This window comes from Arthrobacter sp. V1I9, assembly GCF_030817075.1.
Taxonomy (GTDB): Bacteria; Actinomycetota; Actinomycetes; order Actinomycetales; family Micrococcaceae; genus Arthrobacter.
Genome location: NZ_JAUSYU010000001.1, coordinates 2,111,196 through 2,128,511 on the forward strand (window position 1 = coordinate 2,111,196; position 17,316 = coordinate 2,128,511).

Below are 17,316 nucleotides of genomic sequence, written 5' to 3' on the forward strand. Positions count from 1 at the left end.
CCTACCCTAGTAGTTTGCTGCATTGGTTAAGTTTTAGTGGAGCTGAACCCTCGATGCTGCCCTAGAGGACGGCGATGGCCCGGTCGGTCGGTGCTACGGGTGCGGGCAGGATGGTGCTTCCCATCAGGTACTTGTCCACCGCGGCTGCGGCGGCGCGTCCTTCGGCGATGGCCCAGACGATGAGGGACTGCCCGCGGCCGGCGTCACCGGCAACAAAAACACCCTCAGTGTTGGTCATGTAGTAGCCGTCGCGGGACACGTTGCCGCGGCCATCGAATTCGGCATTCACCTGTTCGGTGATGCCCGCCGGTTCAGCCCCGGTGAAGCCCAGGGACAGGAAGACCAGGTCCGCGGGGATGATCCGCTCGGTGCCGGCCTTGGGCAGGCGCTTGCCGTCAACGAACTCCGTCTCGGCAACCTTCACGCCGGTCAGCTGGCCGTTCTCGCCAACAAACTCAACGGTGGACGCAAGGTAGGTCCGCTCGCCGCCTTCTTCGTGCGCGCTGGCCATCTCAAACAGCGTGGGGAACGTCGGCCACGGCTGGTGGCCCGCCCGCTCGGCCGGGGGCTGCTTGCCGATGGCAAGGGTGGTCACTGATGCAGCACCGTGGCGGTGGGCGGTGCCGAGGCAGTCGGCTCCGGTATCGCCGCCGCCTAGGATCACCACGTGCTTGCCCTGGGCGTGGATCTGGTTTTCCACGGTCTCGCCCGCCACCACGCGGTTTGCCGGGACCAGGTAGTCCATCGCGAAGTGGACACCTTCCAGGTCGCGGCCCGGGATGGGCAGGTCACGCGGAACAGTAGCGCCCGTGCAGACCACGACGGCGTCGTAGCGCCTCCGCAGCTGCTCCCAGGTAACGTCCGTACCTACCGATACTCCGGTGCGGAAACGGGTTCCCTCCGCCTTCATCTGCTCGACGCGGCGGTCAACCTGCTCTTTTTCCATCTTGAAGTCGGGGATGCCGTACCGCAGCAGGCCGCCGATCTTCTCGTCCCGCTCGTACACGGCAACGGTGTGGCCCACCCGCGTCAGCTGCTGCGCGACGGCCAGGCCGGCAGGTCCGGAGCCGACGACGGCAACCGTCTTACCGGTCAGGCGTGCCGGAGGCAGCGGGGTGACCCAGCCGTTGTCCCAGGCTTCGTCGATGATGGAGACTTCCACCTGCTTGATGGTCACGGCAGGCTGGTTGATCCCCAGCACGCAGGACGCCTCGCACGGCGCCGGGCACAGCCGGCCGGTGAACTCCGGGAAGTTGTTCGTGGCGTGGAGCCGCTCGATGGCTTCCTCGCCCTTATCCCGCCACATGAGGTCGTTCCACTCGGGAATGAGGTTGCCCAGCGGGCAGCCCTGGTGGCAGAACGGCACGCCGCAGTCCATGCAGCGGCCCGCCTGGGCCTTCAGGGTGCCCTTCTCCTGCGCCTCGTACACTTCCTTCCAGTCCATGATGCGGACGGGAACGGGACGCCGCGGCTGGGTTTCACGCTGGCGTACTTTCAAAAATCCGCGTGGATCAGCCACCGGTTACCTCCAGGATTCGGGACCACACTTCTTCGCCGTCGGGGTCCAGGCCCTCTTCGATGGCGTCGAGACGGGTTTGCAGCACCGCCGCGTAGTCGCGCGGCAGCACCTTGGTAATGCGGGCAGCTGTGTCATCGAAGTTCTCGAGGAGCCGCGCGGCCAGCTGGGAGTCAGTTTCTTCAACGTGCTTGACCAGGAGTCCGTGCACGATGTCGCGGTCCTCGGCGTCCAACTCGCGGAGTTGGAGTTCACCGGACTGCAGGGCATCCTTATTGACCTTGGCAGCGTCCAGGTCAAGGACGTAGGCGGTACCGCCGGACATGCCGGCACCGAAGTTGCGTCCGGTGCGCCCGATGATCACGGTCTGGCCGCCGGTCATGTACTCGCAGCCATGGTCGCCGATGCCTTCGACGACGGCGGTGGCACCTGAGTTGCGGACCAGGAAGCGTTCGCCCACCTGGCCGCGCAGGAACATTTCGCCGCTCGTGGCGCCGTACCCGATCACGTTGCCGGCGATGACGTTGGTCTCCGCCGTGAACACGTTGGTGCGGTCCGGCCGGACGATGATGCGTCCACCCGACAGGCCCTTGCCCACGTAGTCGTTGGAGTCGCCGAACAGCCGCAGGGTGATGCCCGCGGGCAGGAAGGCGCCCAGGGACTGGCCGGCGGTGCCGCTGAGGGTGACGTCGATGGTGTCCGTGGCGAGAACGTCCGTGCTGAACGTTTTGGTAACCACATGGCCCAGCATGGTGCCCACGGAGCGGTCAGTATTGATCACGTCAACGGAGATCTTCACCGGGCTGCGGTCAGTCAGGGCCTCTGTAGCCATGGTGATCAGCCGCTGGTCGAAGTGCTTGTCCAGCTCGTGGTTCTGGCCGGTCATGTTCCGCAGCGGGGCATCGTCGTCGAACTCCAGCCCGTGCAGGATCGGATCCAGGTCCAGGCCGTCGGCCTTCCAGTGGTTGACGGCTTCGCGGGTGTCCAGGACCTCAGCGTGGCCGATGGCCTCTTCGAGGCTGCGGAAGCCCAGCTCGGCAAGGATTTCGCGGACTTCCTCGGCCAGGAACTCGAAGAAGTTGACCACGAATTCCGGCTTGCCGGTGAAGCGTGCCCGCAGTTCCGGGTTCTGCGTGGCGACGCCCACGGGGCAGGTGTCCAGGTGGCAGACGCGCATCATGATGCAGCCTTCCACCACCAACGGGGCGGTGGCGAAGCCGAACTCCTCGCCGCCCAGCAACGCGGCAATGACCACGTCGCGGCCGGTCTTGAGCTGGCCGTCCACCTGCACCACCACGCGGTCGCGCAGGCCGTTGAGCATCAGCGTCTGCTGTGTCTCGGCGAGGCCGAGCTCCCACGGGACACCGGCGTGCTTGAGCGAGTTCAGCGGCGAGGCGCCGGTTCCACCGTCGTGGCCGGAGACGAGTACGACGTCGGCCTTCGCCTTGGTCACGCCCGACGCCACGGTGCCGATCCCGACTTCCGACACCAGCTTGACGTGTACCCGGGCCGAGGGGTTGGCGCGCTTGGCATCATAGATGAGCTGCGCGAGGTCCTCGATGGAGTAGATGTCGTGGTGCGGGGGCGGGGAGATCAGTCCGACGCCGGGGGTCGAGTGGCGGGTGCGGGCCACCCACGGGTAAACCTTCTGCGCCATGAGCTGGCCGCCCTCGCCGGGCTTTGCGCCCTGCGCCATCTTGATCTGGATGTCGTCGGCGTTGGTCAGGTAGAGGCTCGTGACGCCGAAGCGGCCTGAGGCGATCTGCTTGACTGCGGACCGGCGCTTCGGATCGAGAAGACGGTCCACGTCCTCGCCGCCTTCACCGGTGTTGGACTTGCCGCCCAACTGGTTCATGGCGATGGCCAGCGTCTCGTGGGCCTCCTGCGAGATGGAGCCGTAGCTCATCGCGCCGGTGGAGAACCGCTTGACGATGCTGGAGACCGGCTCCACTTCCTCGAGCGGAACAGCCGGGCGCTCGTTCTTGAACCTGAGCAGGCCGCGGAGGGTCATCAGGTTCTGGGACTGGTCGTCCACTCCCCTGGTGTAGGCCTTGAAGATGTCATAGCGGCGCTCACGCGTGGCGTGCTGCAGCCGGAAGACGGTCTCCGGGTTGAACAGGTGGGGCTCGCCGTCGCGGCGCCATTGGTACTCGCCGCCACCAAGGAGCGGGCGGTGCGGCTGCTCGATGCCGCCCTCCGGGTACGCCATCTGGTGGCGCGCCGATACCTCGGCCGCGATGACGTCCAGACCCACGCCGCCGAGCTGGGAGTGGGTGCCGGCGAAGAACTCATCCACCAGCTCCTGCCCGAGGCCAAGCGCTTCGAACGTCTGGGCGCCTGTGTAGGACGCAACGGTGGAGATGCCCATCTTGGACATGATCTTCAGGACGCCCTTGCCGAGGCCCTTGATCAGGTTGTAGACGCCGTCCTGCGGTGTTACGCCGGTGACGTCGCCGGCAGCAATCAGCTGCTCCACCGATTCCATGGCCAGGTACGGGTTGACGGCGGAGGCGCCGTAGCCGATCAGAACCGCGACGTGGTGCGTCTCGCGGACGTCGCCGGCCTCGACCACCAGGGCGGTCTTGGTGCGGTTGGCGCTGCGCAGCAGGTGGTGGTGGACGGCGCTGACCAGCAGCAGGGACGGGATGGGCGCCCACTGCGCGTTGGAGTCACGGTCGGAAAGCACGATGTACTGGACGCCGCGGTTGATGGCGCCGGAGACCTGCTCGCAGATTTCGGTGAGCCTGGCGCGGAGCGCGTTCTCGCCGCCTTCCGGGCGGTAGAGCCCGCGGACCTTCATGGCCACGCGGAAGCCGTCTGCGTCTTCCATGTTGGCGATCTTGGCGAGCTGGTCGTTGTTGATCACCGGGAACGGCAGCTGGACCTGGGGCTGGCGGACCTGCTTGGTGTCCAGGAGGTTGCCGTTGGGGCCGATGGCACAGGTCAGCGACGTGACCAGCTCTTCACGGATGGCATCCAGCGGCGGGTTGGTCACCTGCGCGAAGGACTGCACGAAGTAATCGAAGAGCAGGCGGGGGCGCTTGGACAGCACGGCCACTGGGGTGTCCGAGCCCATTGCGCCCAGCGGCTCTGCGCCGGTGCGTGCCATCGGGCCGAGCAGGATCTTCAGTTCCTCGGTGGTGTAGCCGAAGGTGCGCTGGCGGATGTTCACCGAAGCGGCCGTGTGGACCACGTGCTCGCGCTCGGGAAGGTTCTTGAGGTCAATCAGGTTGTCCTTGACCCACTCCGCCCACGGGTTGGCGGCGGCTACTTCGGCCTTGACCTCTTCATCGTCGATGATGCGGCCGGACTCGGTGTCCACGAGGAACATCTTCCCCGGGGACACGCGGCCCTTCTTGACCACCTTGGAGGGTTCGACGTCGATGACGCCCACCTCGGAGGCGAAGACGATCAGGCCGTCCTCGGTGATCCAGTAGCGTCCCGGGCGCAGGCCGTTGCGGTCCAGGGTGGCGCCCACGAGGTTTCCGTCGGTGAAGGAAACGGCTGCCGGGCCGTCCCACGGTTCCATCAGCAGGGAGTGGTATTCATAAAACGCACGCCGGGCCGGATCCATGGTGGCGTGGTTTTCCCAGGCCTCGGGGATCATCATCATGATCGAGTGCGTGATGGGGCGGCCGGAGAGCCAGAGCAACTCGGCTACCTCATCGAAGGACGCGGAGTCCGAGGCGCCGGGGGTGCAGATGGGGTACAGCTCTTCCGGGGAGTCACCCAGCAGCGGGTTGGCGAGCTGGGACTGGCGGGCGCGCATCCAGTTCCGGTTGCCCTTGACGGTGTTGATCTCACCGTTGTGCGCGATGGTGCGGAAGGGCTGGGCCAGCGGCCAGGACGGGAACGTGTTGGTGGAGAAGCGGGAGTGGACGATCGCCAGCTTGGTCTTGAAGCGCTTGTCGGAGAGGTCCGGGTAGAACGGCTCGAGCTGGGCCGTGGTGAGCATGCCCTTGTACACGATGGTCCGGGAGGACAGCGAGGGGAAGTAGACGCCGAACTTGTTCTGGGCACGCTTGCGGATCCGCCAGGCGCGGGAGTCCAGTTCGTTGCGGTCCAGTTCCTCGCCGGTGGCGGACGCCAGGAAGGGCTGGGAGAAGTACGGCATGCAGGCGCGGGCCATGGCACCGACGAGGTCGGCGACGATGGGCACCTCACGCCAGCCGAGGACCGTCAGGCCCTCGTCAGCCGCGAGGCCCTCGATCCCTGCCTTGGCGGCGTCGGCCTCCCGCTGTTCGGCGGGGAGGAAGGCGGTGCCTGCCACGTACTGGCCGGGGGCGGTGAAGTTCGAACTCGGTGACCGCGCGGAAGAACTCGTCCGGGATCTGCATCAGGAGGCCCGCACCGTCACCCGTACCTTCGTCCGCGCCCACGGCACCGCGGTGCTCGAGGTTGCGCAGGGCGGTGAGGGCGGCGTCCACAATGTCGTAGCCGGGCTCGCCGCGGAGCGTGGCGATGATCGCAAGACCGCAGGCGTCCTTCTCCTGCTCCGGGTTGTACAGCCCGCTCGCCTCCGGGAGAGCCGCGAAGCGCTTGAATGGCGACATGGCAGTCTCAGGCTGATCCGGTTCGGACCAGCTGGGAGTGTGAAGAGTTTGGGTCATGGGAGACGTCCTTCCTCCTGATCGTGCGTATGGAAGGGACAACGTTGGCCCCACTCGTGCGGCGCCGCGGTTATGGGCACAACAAAGTGTTGATTACTGGAAATTGTAGGTCAGCGCGGCCTGCTGAACTAACAGTTACGCAGGCCCCTGCCCCGGGCAACACCGGACAGCAGCTCTGCGCTGTCCGGGGTGGCCCCGATGCCACGACATTGTGGTGATTGGGAGCTTCGAGCGGTGGCTCTGCTGCCCTGCCTGGCCCGCGCGCTACTTGGTAGCGCCGGCTTCCGGCGCGGTTCCTGTGGCCGTGCTGCCGGAACTTCCAGCAGCGGTTGCGTCCGGCCCGGGCTTGGGGCCCGCCGGCGCAGCCTCGGCTTGTTCCGTGGGGACGGAGGCATGCCGGGAACCGCTTTGGTTATCAGGGAGATTATCACGCGATTCACTATCTGAGACAACGGGGTCCGTATCACGGACTGGATCACCGGCCGCCGCCACTGCGTTTGCAGCCGGCTTTTCCGCCGGCTCCCGGCCCGGCAGGTAGACAGTGTCCGGCTCCGTGCGCTTCTTTCTTCCCAGCAGGATGAACGCCGCAAGGGCGGCCAGGAACACGAAGATGCTGGTCCAGACGTTCAGCCGGGTGGTGATGCCGAGCAGGGAAATCTGTTCCGCATCGTCAATGCGCATGGCTTCGATCCAGACCCGGCCAAGGGTGTAATACATGGCGTAGAGCCAGAACAGCCTGCTGCGGCGGAAGTTGAACTTCCGGTCCAGGGCGAGCAGGATCAGGACGCCGGCCAGGTTCCACAGTGATTCGTAGAGGAACGTGGGGTGGAACAGGGTGTCGGCGGGGGCTCCCGCGGGGAAGTTGGCGTTGTCGGCGTCGATCTGCAGCCCCCACGGCAGGGTGGTGGGTCCGCCGAACAGCTCCTGGTTGAAGTAGTTGCCCCAGCGCCCCACGGCCTGGGCCAGCAGCAGCCCGGGTGCGGCGGCGTCCAGGAAAGCACTGAGCTTGACGCCGCTGCGGCGGCAGCCGATCCACGCACCCACGACACCCAGGACCACGGCGCCCCAAATTCCCAGGCCGCCGCGCTGGATCTGTGCGATCAGGGAGAGGTCGCCGGTGCCGTCGAAGCCGGGACCGAAGTACGCGTCGGGCGAGGAGACCACGTGGTACAGGCGGCCGCCTATGATGCCGAAGGGAATCGCCCAAACAACGATGTCCCAGACGCTGCCTTCAGGTGCACCGCGCTTGGCCCAGCGGGCGGAAGTCAGCCACAGGCCCACCACGATGCCCGCCAGGATGCACAGTGCGTAGGCGTGGATGCGCAGCGTCCCCCAGGGCAGGGGAATGTCGAAGCCGGACCAGTCCGGGCTGGGGATGCTGGCCGGCACCATGGCGGCCGCCGAAAGGAGCGTCTGCATTGATTAGGCTTCTTCCCTGGACAGGCCGGTGCTGAGGTCCTTGGTGAGGGCAGCGACGGCGTCCACTCCGCCGTCGCGGATGGCTGCCACCAGCGCGGTGCCCACGATGACGCCTTCGGCGTACGCGGCGATCTCACGGACCTGCCCGGCGTTGGAAACGCCCAGGCCGACGCACACGCGCTCGGCGCCGGCCGCGTGGGCCGCGGCAACCACGTCCTTGGCTGCGGTGCTGACGGAGGTCCTGGCACCGGTGACGCCCATGATGGACACGGCGTAGACGAAGCCGCGGCTTGCGTCCACCGTCCGCTGCATGCGCTCCGTGGTGGAGGACGGGGCCACCAGGAACACCCGGTCCAGCCCGTACTTGTCCGAGGCTTCCATCCACTCGGCCGCCTCGTCAGGAATGAGGTCCGGGGTGATAAGCCCGGCTCCCCCGGCCTCGGCCAGGCGCCGCGAAAACTCGTCCACGCCCATCCGGACTACCGGGTTCCAGTAGGTCATCACCAGGACGGCAGCATCGGTTTTGCTGGTGATGCCTTGCACCACATCAAAGACCTGGCGGACGGAGAAGCCCTTGGCCAGCGCCTCCGTGGTGGCAGCCTGGATGACCTGGCCGTCCATCACGGGATCCGAGTACGGGATGCCGATTTCGATGAGGTCGGCGCCGTTCTCGGCAAGGGCGATGCCCGCGGCGATGGTCTCCTCAACGCTGGGGTAGCCGGCGGGGAGGTAGCCGATGAGGGCTGCCCGGCCTTCGGCGCGGGCCTTGTCGATGGCCGCCGCCGACTTGCTGATGGTCTGTGCAGTGGTCACAGCTGCTCCCCTTCTTTGCCAATTTCCGCCTCGGCGGAGTCCTCGTCCAACAGATCGAACCATTCGGCTGCGGTGGCCACGTCCTTATCGCCACGGCCCGAAAGGTTCACCACCACGATCTTGTCCTCTGCCGTCCCGCCGCCTGTTGCGGCGTCGGCAGCAAGCCGTTGCCCCACCTTGATGGCGCCGGCCAGTGCATGGGAGGACTCGATGGCGGGAATGATGCCCTCGGTGCGGCACAGGAGCTTGAAGGCATCCATGGCCTCGCTGTCCGTGATGGGCTCGTAGCTGACGCGTCCGATGTCGGCGAGGTAGGAGTGCTCCGGGCCAACGCCGGGGTAGTCGAGGCCGGCGGAGATCGAGTGGGACTCGATGGTCTGGCCGTCGTCGTCCTGCATGAGGTAGGAGCGCGCGCCGTGCAGGACGCCGGGCTTGCCGAGTGTGATGGTGGCCGCGTGGCGGCCCGTCTCCACACCGTCGCCGCCTGCTTCGAAGCCGTAAATCTTCACGGAGGGATCGTCAAGGAAGCCGTGGAAGATGCCGATGGCATTGGAGCCGCCGCCGATGCAGGCGCAGACGGCGTCAGGAAGACGGCCGGCCTGGTCCAGGATCTGGGCGCGGGCTTCCTCGCCGATCACTTCGTGGAAGTAGCGGACCATGGCCGGGAAGGGGTGGGCGCCGGCGGCCGTGCCCAGGAGGTAGTGGGTGTTGTCCACGTTGGCCACCCAGTCCCGGAGAGCGTCATTGATGGCGTCCTTGAGGGTCTGCGAGCCGCTGGTGACGGGGATCACGGTGGCGCCTAGGAGCTCCATTCGGGCAACGTTCAGCGCCTGGCGCCGGCAGTCCTCCGCACCCATGTACACCACGCACTCCAGGCCCATCAGGGCGGCGGCGGTGGCACTGGCCACGCCGTGCTGGCCTGCGCCGGTTTCGGCGATGACGCGGGTTTTACCCATGCGCTTGGCGAGCAGTGCCTGGCCCAGGACGTTGTTGATCTTGTGCGAACCGGTGTGGTTCAGGTCCTCGCGCTTGAGGAAGATCCGGACTCCCCCGGCGTGCTCGGAGAAGCGCTTGGCTTCGGTGAGCAACGAGGGACGGCCGGAATAGTTCTTGTTCAGGTCCGCGATCTGGGCCCGGAACTCGGGATCGTCCTTGGCCTTGTTGAACGTTTCCTCAAGTTCGTCCAGAGCGGCGATCAGGGACTCCGGCATCCAGCGTCCCCCGTAACTGCCGAAGTAGGGTCCCGGAGCGTGCTTGAGGGAGCCGCCCTGCAGGAATGCTTCTGCGGCGTTGTTGTCAGCGTTCGCTGAGGGTGCGTCGGCCATCAGTCCCGTCCTGTTCCAGTTGATCGTTCAGTAAGTGTGATGTTCCGGCAGCGTTGCCGGGACAGAATCCGCAGGGCGGCAATCAGCCCCTGACCACAGCGTGTGCAGGGGCGTTACGGTCAGCCGCGGGCAGCAATGGCGGCGGCGCCTGCCGCCGTGAATTCGCCAATCCGCTCACGCGGGGTTGAGTGGCTGACCAAAGCTTCGCCCACCAGGACTGCGTTGGCGCCGCTGGCGGCATAGTGCGTGACGTCGTCCACGTCGCGGACGCCGGATTCGGCAACCACGAGGGCCCCAGCCGGAATCCGGCCCGCCAGGGACGCGAAAACGGAACGGTCGACGTCGAGCGTCTTCAGGTTCCGCACGTTGACTCCGATGATGCGCGCCCGGGCGGCGACTGCCCGCTCAATCTCCTCTTCGGTATGCGTTTCCACGAGGACGTTCATACCGAGCTCCCGGCTGAGCGCCGAGAACTCCATGAGCTGGGCATCGGACAGCGCCGCCACGATCAGCAGGATCAGGTCCGCCCCATGCGCACGGGCTTCCCAAATCTGGTACTCGTCAAGCGTGAAATCCTTGCGCAGCAGCGGAACGTCCACTGCGGCACGCACGGCATCCAGGTCCGCGAGCGAACCGTTGAAGCGGCGCTGCTCGGTGAGGACGCTGATAACGGAGGCACCGCCGTCGGCATACTGCCTGGCGAGCGAAGCAGGATCACCGATGGACGCGAGGTCACCCTTGGACGGGCTGCGGCGTTTGATTTCCGCGATGACTTTCAGCTGCTCCCGGGACGGTGAGGGGCCGCCGAGGGCTGCCCAGGCATCGCGGGCGGGTGCCGCGGCCTGGGCCAGGTCCTTCAGTTCAGCGAGGGAAACAAGGCGTTTCCGCGCGTCCATATCCTCCCTGACACCGGCGTTGATGTCATCGAGAACAGTTGCCATCAGTGGCCGGAGTTCTTCAGCTTGCTGCCTTCGACGCCGTAGCCTGCCTTGCGCATGATCCAGCCGAGGATCAGGCCGATCACCATAACGCCGATGCCGGCAATGAAGATGGGGGTGCTGGCGATGACGAAAGCGATTGACGCGATGAGGGCGCCCACCAGCATCACAATGACGCAGGTCCAAGCCGCGGGGCTGTTGCCGTGGCCGAGTTCCTGGCTGTGGTCAATGGTGCCGGGGGCTACCGTGCGGGTGCCTGACTTGGAAACGGACGCAGGTGCTTTGCTCATGGAAAATCTCCTCAGGGTGGATACTGCTTACATTCTGCCATTTATTGGCCGCTGGCCGCGTATCGGCAGCCTGCCCGCGTGGACCGCTGCCGGGCCGGTGACGGCTCAGGTCGGGTCGTCGCCGCGGGAGAGCCGGTCCCAGCTGTCGATCTCGTCCACCGGACCAGCCGCTGCGGCAGCGCTTCCGGCGGCCGGTGCATCATATTTGGTCCTGGTTTTCCAGTGCCGCCCTGCGGGAATGATGAGCAGGGCCGCCAGGGCCAGTAAACAGCCGGCGACGACGGCGAGCACCGGGAAGGCGGTGACCGCCACTTGCGCCTGGCTGCCGGTGATCCCGGTGGCGGCCGCGATGGCCCCCTGGGCTGCGGCCAGCGGATTGGCCAGGACGGTGGCGGCGGCGGCAACGATCCCTGCCGAGGCGAGGACGATGATGGCGGTGATGATCCACCTCGCGATCCTCCCCGCGATCGCAGCGGCCAGTCCGCCGGCGAGAGCCACCAGGGCCAGCGCCGTCACGGCAGTGGCAGCTTTGCTGCCCTGGACCTCAAGTGCCGTCTGCGCGGCGCCAGCCTGGCCCACCTGGTTCGGGTCCAGTGTGACGGTCATCCACGTTTGGGTGGTGGTGCCGAATACGGCCAGCGCCAGGACCGCGACGAGCAGCACCAACGTGGACTTCCGGGCCCAGGCAGGGGTGCCGGAAGTCTTTTGTGTGGCCGCCGTCTGCCCCGCTTCCGGCCCCTGGGCCGGCATCAGGATCCCGTCCCGCCTGACAACGTCTCCGCCGAGATGTTCTGCAGCGAACCTGCCGTGTGCACCGCGCGGAGCGGGGCTGCGGCCTTGTTCACGGTCTCGAGGGCTTCTGTCGGGTTGACCGAGTCTGCCACGATGCCGCCGCCGGCCTGGACATATGCCCGGCCCTCGCGCAGCAGGGCGGAACGGATAGCGATGGCCATGTCCATGTCGCCGGCAAAATCGAGATAGCCCACAACGCCCCCGTAGATTCCGCGGCGGTGCGGTTCGAGCTCGTCGAGGAGCCGCAGGGCGCGGGGTTTCGGCGCCCCCGAGAGGGTTCCGGCCGGGAACGTTGCCTTCAGCACGTCATAGGCCTTCGCCTGCGGCGAGAGCTGGCCCACCACAGTGGAGACGAGGTGCATGATGTGGCTGAAGCGCTCCACCTCCATAAACTGCGTGACATCCACAGTCCCGGCCACGCACACCTTGGAAAGGTCATTACGGGAAAGGTCCACGAGCATTAGGTGTTCGGCGCGTTCCTTCTGGTCCGCCAGGAGCTCCTCGGCGAGGGCTTTGTCCCCCTCTACCGTCTTACCCCGCGGGCGCGATCCGGCGATGGGATGGGTGATGACTTCTTCACCGGTGACCGTTACGAGGGCCTCCGGCGAGGACCCGACGATGGAGTACTCCCGGCCCTCGGCGTCCTCGAGGCTGAAGATGTACATGTAGGGGCTCGGGTTGGTGTTCCGAAGGACCCGGTAGACGTCCAGGGCCGAGGCCGTGCACTCCATTTCGAAGCGGCGGGAAATCACCACCTGGAACACCTCGCCGTCCACAATGGCTTCCTTGCCCCGGTCCAGCGCAGCCAGGTACTCGGCTTCGTCCCAGCGTTCCTGCACGCTTGAGGCAAAGTCCAGTGCGGCGGGGGCCAGGACGGAAACGGGCTGCGCCACCGGCGTACTGACCTTGGCCAGGAGCGCCTTGACCCGGGCCACGGCGTCATGCCAGGCCTCGTCCACGCGCTCGGAGCTGTCATCGAAGTTGATGGCGTTGGCGATCAACAGCACTGTGCCGTCAACGTTGTCGTGCACGGCCATGTCGGTGACCAGGTTCAGCGCCATCTCCGGCAGCTGCAGGTCATCCTCCGGTGGGCTCACCAGGCGTTCCCAGTGCCGCACAGTTTCCCAGCCGAGGAAACCCACCAGGCCGGAGGTGAAGGGCGGCAGGCCATCGAACCTGTCCGTGCGGAGGGCTTCGATGGTGTCGCGGACGGCGTCCACGGGGCTGCCATCCACCGGGACACCTGCGGGCGGCTCACCCAGCCAGTGCGCGTTGCCGTCCTTGGTGGTGAGGGTTGCGCGGGACCTGGCGCCGATAAAGGAGTAGCGGGACCATGCCCCGCCCACCGCAGCGGACTCCATCAGGAACGTTCCGGGCTGTCCCTGCGCGAGCTTCCGGTACAAACCAATGGGGGTCTCCGCGTCGGCAAGTACCTTGAGCCGGACGGGGATGACGCGGCTGTGGCCGGCCAGTTCCCGGAACTCCTCAAGGCCCGGGCTGATGATTCCAAGGTCCTGCATCGCTATGCTGTTCCGCCTGTTCTAGTAGGGGCCGGCCGGGCCGGCGCCTGTCGGTGTGCTTGCAGGGGTGGCCAGCCCTTCCCTGCTTTCCGCAGCAGCCTGCGGATGAAAGTCAGTCTGCCGGGCCGGTGGTGACGATAAGGTTCCTGCCGTCGAAGCAGGTGCGGGTGCCGGTGTGGCATGCGGCGCCTACCTGGTCCACGCGGACCAGCAGCGCGTCGCCGTCGCAATCCATGGCCACGGACTTCACCCACTGCACGTGCCCGGACGTGTCTCCCTTGCGCCAGTACTCCTGGCGGGAGCGGGAGTAGAAGGTCACCCGGCCGCTGGTCATGGTGCGGTGCAGCGCCTCGTCATCCATCCAGCCCAGCATGAGCACCTCATTGGTGTCGTACTGCTGCACGACGGCGGCAACCAGGCCTGCGCTGTCACGCTTAAGGGCCGCAGCCAGCTCCGACGGAAGCGGGCCCGCCGGCGATGCAGCGGAGGGGGTTCCGGCCAGGGCTGTCGACGGCGCTGCGGGCAGGGCGGAACCAGGGGTCGCGGTGGGGGTGGGCTGCTCAGACATCAGGTCAAGTCTAGTGCCTTGGCCATGCCCCGATTCCTGTGTGAACAACGGCACGCCTGCGCGGGTGGACGCGCTGCCCAACTGCGCGGCTCTCGTGCTAGTTTCACAAGTGATGCATTTCGTCGATCCGTCCCGAGAAGTCCTTGCCGAAACCCTCCTTGCGGCCGGCCCTGACGCGCCCACACTCTGCAAGGGCTGGCGCACCAGGGACCTCGCCGCGCACCTTTACCTGCGCGAACGCAAAGCCGCCGTGGGACTGGGGCTGATCATCAAGCGGCTGGCGAAGGCGTCAGACCAGGCCACCGCAAAGCTGGCAGCAAAGCTGACCACCGCCGATGCGTACGCCCGGCTGGTAAACACTTTCCGGAGCGGGCCGCCGGCCCTCTCCCCCATGAAGATCAAGGGTCTGGACGAAAGCGCCAACCTCATCGAGTACTTTGTCCACACCGAAGACGTGAGGCGCGCAGTGGACCGTTGGGCCCCACGCGCCTTGGACGAAGCCTATTCAGACGCCCTCTGGGATGAACTCGTCAAGCGCGCGGCCATCCTGTACCGGGGCGTGGACCTGGGCATCGTACTGGTGCGGCCTTCCGGACCGCGTCATGTTGCGAAACGTGCTCCCGTTTCAGTGGCCATCGTCGGCGAGCCGGGCGAGCTGCTGATGCACGCCCACGGCCGCACGCGCCACGCCCTGGTCACGTTCGAAGGCCAGCCGGACGCCGTCGCGCTGCTGCAGTCAGCCGAAGTAGGGCTCTAGAACCAGCAACGCGGGGTCACTCAACGCCCAATAACCGAGGCTTTTGGGCAGCGAGTGACCCCGCGTTGGCGGCGGGTGGGGACTAGCGGACTTCGAAGCCAGCTTCCCGGATGGCGGTCTTGACCTGCGCCATCATGTCGTCCGGGCCCCAGTGGAAGATCGATGCGGCCAGCACGGCGTCAGCGCCGGCCGCGACGGCGGGCGGAAAGTGTGCCGGCTCCCCCGCGCCGCCGGAAGCAATGATGGGCACCTTGACGGCAGCCCGGACCAGGCTGATGAGTTCCAGGTCGAAGCCATCCTTGGTGCCGTCTGCGTCAATGGAATTAAGCAGAATCTCCCCCACGCCACGGTCGGCGGCTTCCTTGGCCCACGCGACAGCGTCTATGCCCGTGCCCGTGCGTCCGCCGTGGGTGGTCACTTCAAATCCCGACGACGTGGGGTGGGAGCCCGGGCGGGTCCGGCGGGCGTCGACGGACAGGACAAGGACCTGGGAGCCGAAGTGCCGGGTGATCTCGTCGATGACGTCGGGGCGGGCAACGGCTGCGGTGTTGATGGAGGCCTTATCCGCGCCGAAGCGGAGCAGCTTGTCCACCTCTGCCACGCCGCGGACGCCGCCGCCGACGCACAACGGAATAAAGACTTCCTCGGCGGTCCGGCGGACCACGTCGAACGTGGTTTCGCGGTTGCCCGAGGACGCAGTGACGTCCAGGAAGGTCAGCTCGTCGGCGCCGGCGTTGTCGTAGCGGTGCGCCAGTTCCACGGGGTCGCCGGCGTCGCGGAGGCCCTCGAAGTTAACGCCCTTGACGACGCGCCCGGCGTCGACGTCAAGGCAGGGAATGACGCGTACGGCTACTGCCATGGGAACTCCTGGAATTCTGTTGTGCGGGAGTAATGCGTGCGGGTCGAATCAGATGCGGCAGGCGTGGATGCTGCTGACCAGGATGGCGCGGGCGCCGAGGTCGTACAGCTCATCCATGATCCGGTTGGTTTCCCGCTTGGGCACCATGGAGCGGACGGCAACCCAGTCCGAGTCCCGCAGGGGCGAGACCGTGGGTGATTCCAGGCCCGGCGTCAGCGCAGCAGCCTGTTCCACGAGTTCCTTGCGGATGTCGTAGTCCATGAGCACGTACTGGCGCGCCACGAGAACACCCTGCAGCCGCCGGATCAGGACCTCGATTTCCTTGGCCGTGCCGTTGGCGGCGCCGCCATTGCCGCTCCGCCGGATCAGGACGGCCTCGGACTTCAGGATCGGTTCGCCGAAAATTTCCATCCCTGCGGCCTTGAGCGTGTTTCCGGTTTCGACGACGTCGGCAATGGCGTCCGCGACGCCCAGCCGGACCGACGATTCCACGGCGCCGTCCAGGCGGACCACCTTGGCGTTGACGCCGCGTTCTGCAAGGTAGCCGCGCAGCAGGCCGTCGTAGCTGGTAGCCAGCCGCTTACCCTCAAGCTCTTCAACCTTGGCAAAATCCCCTACCGGACCGGCAAAGCGGAACGTGGAGGCGGCAAAGCCCAACGGAAGCAGCTCCTCAGCTTCCACCTCCGCATCCAGCAGCAGGTCGCGTCCGGTGATGCCGACGTCGAGCGTTCCCTGGCCGACATAAACGGCGATGTCGCGGGGACGGAGGAAGAAGAATTCGATGTCGTTGTCCGGGTCCACCATCACCAGCTCGCGGGTATCGCGGCGCTGGCGGTAGCCGGCTTCGGACAGCATCGCGGAGGCGGCTTCGGACAGAGAACCCTTGTTGGGGACGGCAACTCGCAGCATGGGAAATCTTTCTGGATTTGAAAATGTCTAGGTGTTCAGGCAATGCAGGCCACGGCGGGCACCGGCGGCACTGGGCGCGCCGGACCGGTGGCTACAGATGCTTGTAGACGTCTTCCAGGGTCAGGCCTTTGGCGAGCATCAGAACCTGCAGGTGGTACAGCAGCTGGGAGATTTCCTCGGCCGCCGCTTCATCGGATTCATATTCGGCAGCCATCCATACTTCGGCTGCTTCCTCAACGACTTTCTTGCCGATGCCGTGGACACCGGAGTCCAATTCAGCGACGGTGCGGGAGCCTTCCGGGCGGGTGGCTGCCTTCTCGCTGAGTTCAGCGAACAGCGTCTCGAAATTCTTCACGCCCTCCAGCCTACTTGCTGCGGCACAAAGGGTGCCTGTCAGGCCGCTGCATGACGGGCGCGATGTGAGCGAACACACACCGCGCCCGCCATCCCGTGATTGCTAGCTGTTGTACTGCTTCAGGACGACGGCGGTGGCCAGTGCCGCGGTAACTGCTTCGTGGCCCTTGTCTTCCTTCGAGCCGGGAAGGCCCGCGCGGTCCAGGCCCTGCTGTTCGGTGTCGCATGTCAGGACGCCGAAGCCCACCGGAACGCCGGTGCGCACGCTCACGTCCGTGAGGCCCGACGTCGCCGCCTGGCAGACGTACTCGAAGTGCGGCGTGCCGCCGCGGATCACGACGCCGAGGGCAACGACGGCGTCGAAGTGCGGTGCCAGCCGGGCGGCGGCGACAGGCAATTCGAAGCTTCCGGGGACCCGCAGGACGGTGGGCTCGGCAATACCGGCGTCCTTGGCGGCGCGAAGGGCACCGTCCAAAAGCCCGTCCATGATCTGGGTATGCCAGCTGGCCGCCACGATGGCCAGCCGTAGCTGGCACGTCCCGGCCGGGTTAAGGGTGGTGAGGTCGATATCGGGGGCGCCGTGTCCGCTCATAAGTCAGTGCTGTTCCGTTCAGTCTTGGGGTTGGTCAGTCGTTGTGGTGGGTCA

General features: G+C 66.5%; 14 protein-coding genes and 1 pseudogene. 1 reads left to right on the forward strand and 14 read right to left on the reverse strand.

Features of this window, described 5'->3' with window-relative positions:
- Positions 1-61 precede the first annotated feature (61 nt).
- From QFZ70_RS10030 to hisI, 10 genes and pseudogenes are all read right to left on the reverse strand, one after another.
- Positions 62-1,519 (reverse strand): glutamate synthase subunit beta, encoded by a 1,458-nt coding sequence (locus QFZ70_RS10030; protein ID WP_307095307.1) that lies wholly within the window; start codon positions 1,517-1,519, stop codon positions 62-64.
- Positions 1,512-6,126: pseudogene (gltB, locus tag QFZ70_RS10035) on the reverse strand (glutamate synthase large subunit). Before gltB ends, QFZ70_RS10030 begins: the two are co-directional and overlap by 8 nt.
- Before the next feature lie 264 nt (positions 6,127-6,390).
- Positions 6,391-7,545: a prolipoprotein diacylglyceryl transferase gene (lgt, locus tag QFZ70_RS10040; RefSeq protein ID WP_307095308.1), complete on the reverse strand. Its 1,155-nt coding sequence runs from the start codon at positions 7,543-7,545 to the stop codon at positions 6,391-6,393.
- A gap of 3 nt (positions 7,546-7,548) precedes the next feature.
- Positions 7,549-8,358 carry a tryptophan synthase subunit alpha gene (gene trpA / locus QFZ70_RS10045; RefSeq protein WP_307095311.1) on the reverse strand — a complete coding sequence of 270 codons (810 nt, stop codon included), beginning with the start codon at positions 8,356-8,358 and terminating at the stop codon, positions 7,549-7,551.
- A complete protein-coding gene (gene trpB, locus QFZ70_RS10050; protein ID WP_307095312.1) occupies positions 8,355-9,683 on the reverse strand; it encodes a tryptophan synthase subunit beta in 1,329 nt (442 codons plus the stop codon). The genes trpA and trpB overlap by 4 nt, the downstream gene beginning before the upstream one ends.
- 119 nt (positions 9,684-9,802) lie before the next feature.
- On the reverse strand, positions 9,803-10,624 hold the full coding sequence (gene trpC / locus QFZ70_RS10055) for an indole-3-glycerol phosphate synthase TrpC (RefSeq protein WP_307095315.1): 822 nt from the start codon (positions 10,622-10,624) through the stop codon (positions 9,803-9,805).
- Complete coding sequence (locus tag QFZ70_RS10060; RefSeq protein WP_307095317.1) at positions 10,624-10,911, reverse strand: HGxxPAAW family protein; 288 nt, start codon at positions 10,909-10,911, stop codon at positions 10,624-10,626. The genes trpC and QFZ70_RS10060 overlap by 1 nt, the downstream gene beginning before the upstream one ends.
- A gap of 105 nt (positions 10,912-11,016) precedes the next feature.
- The gene (locus tag QFZ70_RS10065) at positions 11,017-11,661 is read right to left on the reverse strand and encodes a Trp biosynthesis-associated membrane protein (RefSeq protein WP_307095319.1); all 645 of its coding nucleotides are present in this window, start codon (positions 11,659-11,661) and stop codon (positions 11,017-11,019) included.
- Complete coding sequence (locus QFZ70_RS10070) at positions 11,661-13,223, reverse strand: anthranilate synthase component I (RefSeq protein WP_307095320.1); 1,563 nt, start codon at positions 13,221-13,223, stop codon at positions 11,661-11,663. The genes QFZ70_RS10065 and QFZ70_RS10070 overlap by 1 nt, the downstream gene beginning before the upstream one ends.
- 112 nt (positions 13,224-13,335) lie before the next feature.
- A complete protein-coding gene (hisI, locus tag QFZ70_RS10075; RefSeq protein WP_307095322.1) occupies positions 13,336-13,791 on the reverse strand; it encodes a phosphoribosyl-AMP cyclohydrolase in 456 nt (151 codons plus the stop codon).
- 112 nt (positions 13,792-13,903) lie between these two features.
- Between hisI and QFZ70_RS10080 the strand changes: the two genes are divergently transcribed.
- The gene (locus tag QFZ70_RS10080; protein WP_307095324.1) at positions 13,904-14,548 is read left to right on the forward strand and encodes a TIGR03085 family metal-binding protein; all 645 of its coding nucleotides are present in this window, start codon (positions 13,904-13,906) and stop codon (positions 14,546-14,548) included.
- 82 nt (positions 14,549-14,630) lie between these two features.
- On the opposite strand, the gene hisF is transcribed toward QFZ70_RS10080, so the two are convergent.
- From hisF to ribH, 4 genes are all read right to left on the reverse strand, one after another.
- Complete coding sequence (gene hisF / locus QFZ70_RS10085; RefSeq protein ID WP_307095325.1) at positions 14,631-15,407, reverse strand: imidazole glycerol phosphate synthase subunit HisF; 777 nt, start codon at positions 15,405-15,407, stop codon at positions 14,631-14,633.
- Positions 15,408-15,455: 48 nt separating this feature from the next.
- Positions 15,456-16,316: an ATP phosphoribosyltransferase gene (gene hisG, locus QFZ70_RS10090; protein ID WP_307095326.1), complete on the reverse strand. Its 861-nt coding sequence runs from the start codon at positions 16,314-16,316 to the stop codon at positions 15,456-15,458.
- 91 nt (positions 16,317-16,407) lie between these two features.
- Complete coding sequence (locus QFZ70_RS10095; protein WP_015936881.1) at positions 16,408-16,671, reverse strand: phosphoribosyl-ATP diphosphatase; 264 nt, start codon at positions 16,669-16,671, stop codon at positions 16,408-16,410.
- Positions 16,672-16,773: 102 nt separating this feature from the next.
- Positions 16,774-17,262 carry a 6,7-dimethyl-8-ribityllumazine synthase gene (gene ribH, locus QFZ70_RS10100; protein ID WP_307095327.1) on the reverse strand — a complete coding sequence of 163 codons (489 nt, stop codon included), beginning with the start codon at positions 17,260-17,262 and terminating at the stop codon, positions 16,774-16,776.
- Positions 17,263-17,316 lie beyond the last annotated feature (54 nt).

Excerpts from the sequence above, each read along its gene's own strand:
- trpC (WP_307095315.1), bottom strand. The coding sequence starts at position 10,624 with ATGGCAACTGTTCTCGATGACATCAACGCCGGTGTCAGGGAGGATATG.
- trpB (WP_307095312.1), bottom strand. The coding sequence starts at position 9,683 with ATGGCCGACGCACCCTCAGCGAACGCTGACAACAACGCCGCAGAAGCA.
- QFZ70_RS10065 (WP_307095319.1), bottom strand. The coding sequence starts at position 11,661 with ATGCCGGCCCAGGGGCCGGAAGCGGGGCAGACGGCGGCCACACAAAAG.
- QFZ70_RS10070 (WP_307095320.1), bottom strand. The coding sequence starts at position 13,223 with ATGCAGGACCTTGGAATCATCAGCCCGGGCCTTGAGGAGTTCCGGGAA.
- hisG (WP_307095326.1), bottom strand. The coding sequence starts at position 16,316 with ATGCTGCGAGTTGCCGTCCCCAACAAGGGTTCTCTGTCCGAAGCCGCC.
- QFZ70_RS10060 (WP_307095317.1), bottom strand. The coding sequence starts at position 10,911 with ATGAGCAAAGCACCTGCGTCCGTTTCCAAGTCAGGCACCCGCACGGTA.
- QFZ70_RS10080 (WP_307095324.1), top strand. The coding sequence starts at position 13,904 with ATGCATTTCGTCGATCCGTCCCGAGAAGTCCTTGCCGAAACCCTCCTT.
- hisI (WP_307095322.1), bottom strand. The coding sequence starts at position 13,791 with ATGTCTGAGCAGCCCACCCCCACCGCGACCCCTGGTTCCGCCCTGCCC.
- hisF (WP_307095325.1), bottom strand. The coding sequence starts at position 15,407 with ATGGCAGTAGCCGTACGCGTCATTCCCTGCCTTGACGTCGACGCCGGG.
- lgt (WP_307095308.1), bottom strand. The coding sequence starts at position 7,545 with ATGCAGACGCTCCTTTCGGCGGCCGCCATGGTGCCGGCCAGCATCCCC.
- ribH (WP_307095327.1), bottom strand. The coding sequence starts at position 17,262 with ATGAGCGGACACGGCGCCCCCGATATCGACCTCACCACCCTTAACCCG.